Genomic DNA, 7,102 nt, shown 5'->3' with positions numbered 1-7,102 from the left:
CTATTAAACAAAACGCCAGAACAAAAATATACAAAGATTTAATTGAAGGTTTAAATAATATAAAAATACTGAGGAACCATTTGATTTAGATATAATTTTAACCTCAATTTTAATTATAATGACGAAAAAGTTAACAAATACTATTTGTTAATAAAAGCAAAAATGGAAAGCATTAATAACGAGATCGAAAAAATCAAACTAAAAAGCGTATTGAAAATTTATTTGAATTGATACCAACTCTCAAGAAAAATTTATGAAGGCTTTATTTTATGATAATAGTATTACTCATTCACCTGTATTTGCATTAGTTTCTTCTGAGGATATTTATAAAAAAATTATTCAATTAGACAATAAACATATTGGTAAGTTAACTTCTTTTTTTAAAAATCGTTACAATGAAAAAGGTCACTTTATCAATGATCAATCGTTAGATAAAGAGCTACAAAATATGAATGAAGTTAAAAAATGATCATTGAACAAATTAATGATCCCCATCAATTAAGTAGTCACCTTTTATTAAAATTATTTTCTGTAATTCCAGTTGAGAACGATAATGAAAGAGTTTGAAAGTTAGCGAGTTTTTTAGTAAACCCCTTCAAGAATTTAAAGAGTCATTAACTAATATAAATAATATAGTATTAAAAATCAAAAAACCGCCTTCTTAGAAACGATGGTTTTTAATAGGGTGAGAAGAAGATATAAATCTTCTTCTTTTTTATAGGTTTATTGTACCAAAACCCATATCAAAAACTATATACTATAAACGGATTTTTTGAAATAATAAGTCTAACAATTTAAAGAAATGGGAGGAATTTTATGATTATTGGATATGCACGAGTCAGTACAATTGATCAATCGTTAGATTTACAATTAGATGCTTTAAAGGAATTTGGATGCGAAGAGATATTTCAAGAAAAATTGTCGGGAGCAAAAGATAACCGTCCAGAATTAGCACAAGCAATAAAGATGTCACGGCCTGGCGATAAATTTGTTGTGTATAAATTAGATCGTTTAGCCAGATCAACCAAGCGATTAATAGAGATTGCCGAATTACTTCGAGAAAAAGGCGTGGAGTTTGTCAGTATTCAGGATAACATTGATACAGGAACAGCCGCAGGGAAAGCAATGTTTGGAATGTTGTCAGTTCTCGCTGAATTTGAAAGGGATATTATCCGAGAACGAACGATGGCAGGCTTAAAAGCTGCTCGTGCAAGGGGAGAAAGGGAGGGAGACCAAAAGTAAACAAGCAGAAGTTAAATCAGGCAATGGCTCTCTATCATTCTCAAAGAATGAGTGTTAAAGAAATACAAGAAGCTACTGGAATTTCTGCAACAACTTTGTATCGAAATATTAACTTAGAAAAAGGACAAAATAGACCAATATAGAAAAAGTTCTTAATATTAATAGATTACCACCTGTTCGTAAAGTCTAATACAAATAGTAGACGTTCATCAATATGTTAAACATATTCATGAACGCCATTTTTATTATTTTTAAACAGTTGCTAAAGCTATAATTTTAAGAGCATCTATTTTTATTAGAAATAATAATTAAAATGACATAGTTTTCTAAAGGATTTTTAGAAATAGATAAGTCATTGTTAACGTTTTTGTTAACAATAGATTCTTTTATAGTAAAATAGAAATTATAAAAAATTTAGGAGGTAATTATGAAAAAAGATTTGAAAGAATTGGTTCGAATTTCTTTTGAAGGAGTCGATTTATTAGGCCATATTGAAATTAATAATGATACTAAACTTTTGAATTTAAGAACTGATAATCATGAATTAATTGAGAGATTTGATAAAAACTGGGATGAAACGTTTGTTTTTCATTGTAAGAAATTAAAATGGAAAGTTCATTAGTTTATTTAGATGTTTTCTAACTCATAGAAGAGATGGTCATTCGGGTGAGCTAGAGTTTATATTTAAGCCTTCTATTTATATTGATAACTCTTATGAAATTGAAGCTAGGAGTGTTGAGGATATAAAATTAAATACTTTAACGGCTAGATATTCTAGACTACATCCCCTATTTAAAATTCGAATAGTGTGAAGCAATCTATGGTCTTTTTAATTACGGTAATGATGAGATTGTATTTAAGATTAAGCCTTTTACTTATAACAATATAAACCAGTTTGAAGAAGTGCAAAGAAGAAACCTTTGTGTGACTTTTATAACCAAAAAAAAGCAAAGCTTTTCTTACTTCACTGATCTGTTCTTTAAATTTAGCACTGTGGTATCTTTTCTTTCTAATACTGCTGTTTTTAATGATAGTTTTAGCTATAAGAATCCCGGTGCTTTTCCCACAGGTAACGCGCAAATTTATTATTCTGGTTCCGATAATTCCACTGCTTCAAAAAAATTGAAATTAAATAATTACAATCATCGTCTGAAACTAAACAGAAATGAAATTCAAAGTCATATAATTGAACCTATGGTTCACAAAAACTTTAAATTATTTATGTATTTTGTATCTATCTTAGATTTAATGATCAACCAATCGAAGATAAATTCTTAAATTTTAGATGTTTAGAATCTTTGGCAGTTTATCATACTGAAAGCAATCAAAAATATTCCACTGAAAATTTAAATTCACTTTTAGAGAGTTTAGAAAAGATTTTAAATAATTCAGATGATTTATTTGAAAATGAAGATATAGATCATATTGTGAAAAGTACGCAAAAGAACAACTTCAAGCCTAGTGGAGAAGTTACTGAGAAATTGATCTTAGATAGATTGGCTATTGAGTCTGTTAATGTAAAAGGTGAAAATGAACCTTTATCCCAGTTCTGAAACATTTAAGAGGATTGAGAGATAAATTGAGTCATGGAAGAAGCTACGAGCTTAAGACTAAAGATATTAAGCGTATCATGAAATTAAAAGATATAGTGAAAGATCTTCTTATTAAAGAACAAGCGTATAGAACCCTCCTCTCCACAAGCAAGATTATGAATTTGAACCCTTGGACATGTCCCAAATTCAAAGTAGTATGGAAGAATTTGACGCATGGGAAAAATCAATTGAAGAAAAAGAGGATTATAATTTAACTTTTGAAGAGTTGAAAGAAAAAGTACAAAGATTTATTGAAGAAGAGAATACTGATGATGAAAAAGAGAATTAATTTTGCATACTTGCTATTAAATGCTCGTTTTCATTAAGCCTAGGTCCAAATGCTCTGATTTTTGTATATGGTTGTATAGGTTATATGGTTCGGACTTCCGATAATTTATGATATGTAAATTGAATTTTTGAAATGATTGACAATACTTGTATAAGAATGCCAGAGCCGCCTTGTGCCACAGCCTGCTTCTCTTTAGTCGTTCTCTCGAGTCGTTTTGCTTATGATTTCCGCATCTGCCTGCTGGTTGGCGGCGTCCCAAGCTTCATCGTAATCCAAGTTCTTCGCTTCTATAAAGTTATTCATCTGCTGGATCGCCTGGCTGTATTGATGGCTCAATCCTTGAAACGTTTTTAAGTCGTCATCCGTTAATTCTGACACGCTGCAGATCCGCCAGCTGAAACGCCTGTTCGAGATTCGGAAACCGGTCCTCTTCGACGACAATCAGTCCATCGGATGAGACCAACAACACACGGACATCCCCTCGGGTTCTTCCTGTACCAACACATGGCCCCGCTCCTCGGACACGCGGTACGTATTTTTAGAGGAAATAAATTCCCAGTCGCCCTGGTGCCAGTCGGCTTTACGGCGAATCAGTGTATACGGAGAGGTCTCATCGAATAGGACACTCTTCTCCTTCTCGACATCTTCGGTAGCTGGCATAGGATTGTTTTCTAAATAATGGAGAATCTCTTTGGCACGAGTGGCCGGATTGTCTTTCGGATCGTCGGAGATGTCCCAGATTTCATGGAGAAATGGTTGTGGAGCTGGATCATCTGATTCCAGGATAGCCGTAATACCTGCCTTCGAGGCACTCATATAGTCCAATACAACGGTACCGAATGATGCATCCGCGATGTAGCAGGTTGTGTAGGTATCGGGTTGTTTCTCCATGGTGTGATCATGTATGTGTCTCCTCCTTGGATCAGTATATTCTTATTTGTACCGAAGAGAACGCGATCGACGCAAACAAAAAAAGGAAGGGTCTCCCCTTCCTAGATGGTGTCTGCTTCTTTTAATTCGCTAACAAACCGCTTGCCGATCGTGAGTGCTTCGTCGAAATCATAGGTGGTGTGTGCTCTTCAAACACCAGCAGGCTGTTCTTGTCTTTTAATTTTTGAATCTGGAAGCGGCCGAACAGCTGCAGGTTGATGGATGCTTTGCCCTGCCCGCTTTCCTTTTATTCCTCTTTTCTTATAATTTCACAAATCATAAATATTAGATAAATTAAATTCACAATCAAGGTGTTGTTTCATGGAAAACATCTTCCAGTTGTTCATTTTACGGAAAACCCTAAGAAAAGACAACATTTCCTTAGGGTTGTTCTTAGCCTTCCATCATCCTTTTATACATATTAAAATCTTTTGAAAAAACTCAAATTTGCTTCTTTATAATACTTTCCTTAGGCCTGCTTGCAGGACGAATACAGCATCTGTTGATACAATAAATGCGTTGGAGTAAAAAACCTATTCAGCTGAAGGAGGAGTCATACATTGGCACGTTTACAAGATAAAGTAGCGATTGTTACCGGGGCAGCCGGTGGTATTGGTTTAGGAACTGCGAAGCTTTTTGCAGAAGAAGGGGCAAAAGTGATCGCTGGAGATGTTCAGTTTGATCTTCTAACAGAAGAGGCAGCTAAGATTAAGGAAGAGGGAGGCGACATTACCCCTCTTTATTTGGATACGGCTTCGGAAGACAGCTGGAAAGAAGTGGTGCAGAAAACTTTAGAAACGTATGGACGGATTGATATCCTCAATAACGCAGGCATTCATCTGCCAAACAAAATATTGGAAACGTCACTAGATGAGTGGCACCAGGTCATGAATATAAATGGAACGGGCTATTTCCTTGGAATGCGTGAAGTGATTCCGCAAATGCAGAAAAACGGCCATGGATCAATTATTAATATAGCGTCGATTTCCGCACTGACAGGGACCGGAGCCGCAAGTGGAAATGGCACGGCCTACAGTGCCGCAAAAGGAGCCGTCCGTTCGTTAACCAAGCACGTAGCCGCTCATTTCGCAGAAGAACATATTCGTGCGAACAGCATCTTTCCCGGTCCGATTAAGACGCCTATTATGGGAGAGAGGCAGAAGACGATTAAGGAAGATAACAAAGACGATGTTCCTCTGCCGCCTCACTACGGAGAAGCAAGCGATATTGCATACGCCGCCCTTTATTACGCATCCGAAGAATCCCGGTTTGTTACCGGAGATGAAACAGTGATCGATGGAGGATCCGTTTTATAATTTTTATTTAAAAAACCTCGCCGCCTTTTAAAAGGCAGTGAGGTTTTTCACTTAACGGTAAAACAAAAGAAGCTTTCCTTTTCGGGTGAGGCGGTGGGTCGTTTGAAAATAATTTTCTTCCTCGAGACGTTTTCGCCCATGCGAAATCGCTTCTGCATCTTCGTTATACTCAAATGATTCATTTAAAAGGACCGTGCTGTCTTTGTCATATACGGTTAAGTAATACGTCATCAAGAACCCCTCCGATTTGTTGAATGAACAGTCATTCATATTATAGCTTTATATTACGCTGAAACATAATGGGAAGCAAGACGTATAGACATGAAATAATCATATTTAGGTAGATATAAAGCTGTATTTTTGTATATGATGGTAGAGGAGGTGTTTGACCGCCGGTGAAAAAGAAAAAACGCAATATATATTCCTTATTTATTACAATTAGTGTTGTCCTCTCCGCTGTCATCATTCTTTTTTTTATTGCGCTGGGAAATCAACAGGAGCCTCAATTAAGGAGTATGGCAGCAGTTTTGCGGTAAACGAAATTCCGGAAGAATTTATTCCTGTTTATCAGGACGCTGCAGAAGAGTATAATGTGTCCTGGGAGCTGCTGGCTGCCATTCACCGGGTGGAAACCGTGTTTTCAACGATGAATGAGCTGGAAAGCCCGGTAGGCGCTATGGGTCATATGCAGTTTATGCCATGTACGTTTGTGGGGTGGAACTACCCGGGCTGCGAAGGAAACGGCAGCCTCGATATTCCGGAAAGTGAACTGACAAGTGTGGAAGTTATTGAAGAATACGGAGGGTACGGGACGGACGGAAATGGAAACGGCCGCGCTGATCCGTATAATTTAGAAGACGCCGTCTATTCCACGGCTAATTACCTGGCTTCCAACGGAGCGGGAAGCGGCCGGGAAGAAGCAGCTATTTTCAACTACAATCAGGCGGACTGGTATGTGGAAGAAGTGCTTGAATACCGGCGGGCCTACAGCGAGGAATACGTGGCCGTAGAGCTTTCAGACGAAGAGAAAAAGCATATTAATTAATGAATACAAGAGAGGAGGGCGTTGAATGATTGAACTGCTGCTGGATATTACCTGGCTTGAAGTATTGTTTTTTATGACTTCCTTGTTTTATGCAGGATTCTTTTCTGTATCCTACCAGGGCGGTTCTTTCTTTCAACCGGGCTGGCTTGAGAAAAAGCAGCCGCCCTCTCTGCTTCAGACAGGTATTACGCCGACTGTTGAAAGAAGGTTTACGTTTGTAAGAAGAAAAGTACCTGTTCTGATGGACCAATCGATAGATGAAGAGCCTCCCGTATTTAACTCTGCTGCATCATAAGGAGATTAAATATGGGAGGAAATAGATATGAAAAGAAAAATGTTATTTTTGCTGGTCATCGTGCTTGGCGTGACTGCACTGTCCGGCTGTGGAATAGAGAGAGAATTTATTACGCCGGAGAGCCAGGGAGTATGGAATCACTATTTTGTGTATCCTTTTTCATGGGTGCTTACCCAGCTTGCTATGGTTTTTCAGGGAAGCTACGGCCTGGCTATTGTAGCAGCGACGATCGCTGTGAGGCTTCTGCTCGTGCCGTTATTTGCAAAGCAGCAGCGCAGTTCGCATGAAATGAAAAAAATTCAGCCGCAGATGAAAGAAATTCAAAAGAAATATAATATGAAGGATCAGACAGAAGCGCAAAAGTACCAGCAGGAAGTGATGAAGCTGTATCAG

General features: G+C 37.3%; 11 protein-coding genes and 1 pseudogene. 9 read left to right on the top strand and 3 right to left on the bottom strand.

The features are described 5' to 3' along the window. Window positions 1-253 precede the first annotated feature (253 nt). From MMY81_RS32710 to MMY81_RS33560, 5 genes and pseudogenes are all read left to right on the top strand, one after another. Window positions 254-469 carry a hypothetical protein gene (locus tag MMY81_RS32710; RefSeq protein WP_252316099.1) on the top strand — a complete coding sequence of 72 codons (216 nt, stop codon included), beginning with the start codon at window positions 254-256 and terminating at the stop codon, window positions 467-469. Between the two features lie 347 nt (window positions 470-816). After that, window positions 817-1,385 (top strand): annotated as a pseudogene (locus tag MMY81_RS32705) (recombinase family protein). Window positions 1,386-1,669: 284 nt separating this feature from the next. Further along, window positions 1,670-1,864 carry a hypothetical protein gene (locus MMY81_RS32700; protein WP_252316098.1) on the top strand — a complete coding sequence of 65 codons (195 nt, stop codon included), beginning with the start codon at window positions 1,670-1,672 and terminating at the stop codon, window positions 1,862-1,864. 676 nt (window positions 1,865-2,540) lie between these two features. Then, window positions 2,541-2,795, top strand: coding sequence for a hypothetical protein (locus tag MMY81_RS32695; protein WP_252316097.1), 255 nt, complete (start codon window positions 2,541-2,543; stop codon window positions 2,793-2,795). A 196-nt stretch (window positions 2,796-2,991) separates the two neighbouring features. Continuing rightward, window positions 2,992-3,123 (top strand): hypothetical protein, encoded by a 132-nt coding sequence (locus MMY81_RS33560; RefSeq protein WP_256498120.1) that lies wholly within the window; start codon window positions 2,992-2,994, stop codon window positions 3,121-3,123. Window positions 3,124-3,315: 192 nt separating this feature from the next. Here the strand turns inward: MMY81_RS33560 and MMY81_RS32690 are convergent, their stop codons facing one another. Together MMY81_RS32690 and MMY81_RS32685 are read right to left on the bottom strand one after the other, a co-directional pair. Beyond that, a complete protein-coding gene (locus MMY81_RS32690; protein WP_252316096.1) occupies window positions 3,316-3,501 on the bottom strand; it encodes a hypothetical protein in 186 nt (61 codons plus the stop codon). A 63-nt stretch (window positions 3,502-3,564) separates the two neighbouring features. Then, window positions 3,565-4,014, bottom strand: coding sequence for a hypothetical protein (locus MMY81_RS32685; protein ID WP_252316095.1), 450 nt, complete (start codon window positions 4,012-4,014; stop codon window positions 3,565-3,567). A 599-nt stretch (window positions 4,015-4,613) separates the two neighbouring features. On the opposite strand from MMY81_RS32685, the gene MMY81_RS32680 reads away from it, so the two are divergent. Beyond that, window positions 4,614-5,369, top strand: a complete 756-nt coding sequence (locus MMY81_RS32680) for an SDR family NAD(P)-dependent oxidoreductase (protein WP_252316094.1) — start codon at window positions 4,614-4,616, stop codon at window positions 5,367-5,369. 51 nt (window positions 5,370-5,420) lie between these two features. On the opposite strand, the gene MMY81_RS32675 is transcribed toward MMY81_RS32680, so the two are convergent. After that, entirely contained in the window at window positions 5,421-5,600 is a 180-nt protein-coding gene (locus tag MMY81_RS32675) for a YhzD family protein (RefSeq protein ID WP_252316093.1), read from the bottom strand. Window positions 5,601-5,961: 361 nt separating this feature from the next. On the opposite strand from MMY81_RS32675, the gene MMY81_RS32670 reads away from it, so the two are divergent. The 3 genes from MMY81_RS32670 to MMY81_RS32660 form a co-directional block, all read left to right on the top strand. After that, window positions 5,962-6,414, top strand: a complete 453-nt coding sequence (locus tag MMY81_RS32670; RefSeq protein ID WP_252316092.1) for a lytic transglycosylase domain-containing protein — start codon at window positions 5,962-5,964, stop codon at window positions 6,412-6,414. 25 nt (window positions 6,415-6,439) lie between these two features. Further along, window positions 6,440-6,709, top strand: coding sequence for a hypothetical protein (locus tag MMY81_RS32665; protein ID WP_252316091.1), 270 nt, complete (start codon window positions 6,440-6,442; stop codon window positions 6,707-6,709). Between the two features lie 27 nt (window positions 6,710-6,736). Further along, window positions 6,737-7,102, top strand: a 366-nt coding sequence (locus MMY81_RS32660; RefSeq protein WP_252316090.1) for a YidC/Oxa1 family membrane protein insertase, incomplete at its 3' end; no start/stop codon positions are given.

The sequence above is a fragment of the Sinobaca sp. H24 genome (genome assembly GCF_023845525.1).
The sequence above is the reverse complement of the archived record's forward strand: the minus strand, read 5'-3'. Positions and strand labels throughout refer to the sequence as shown.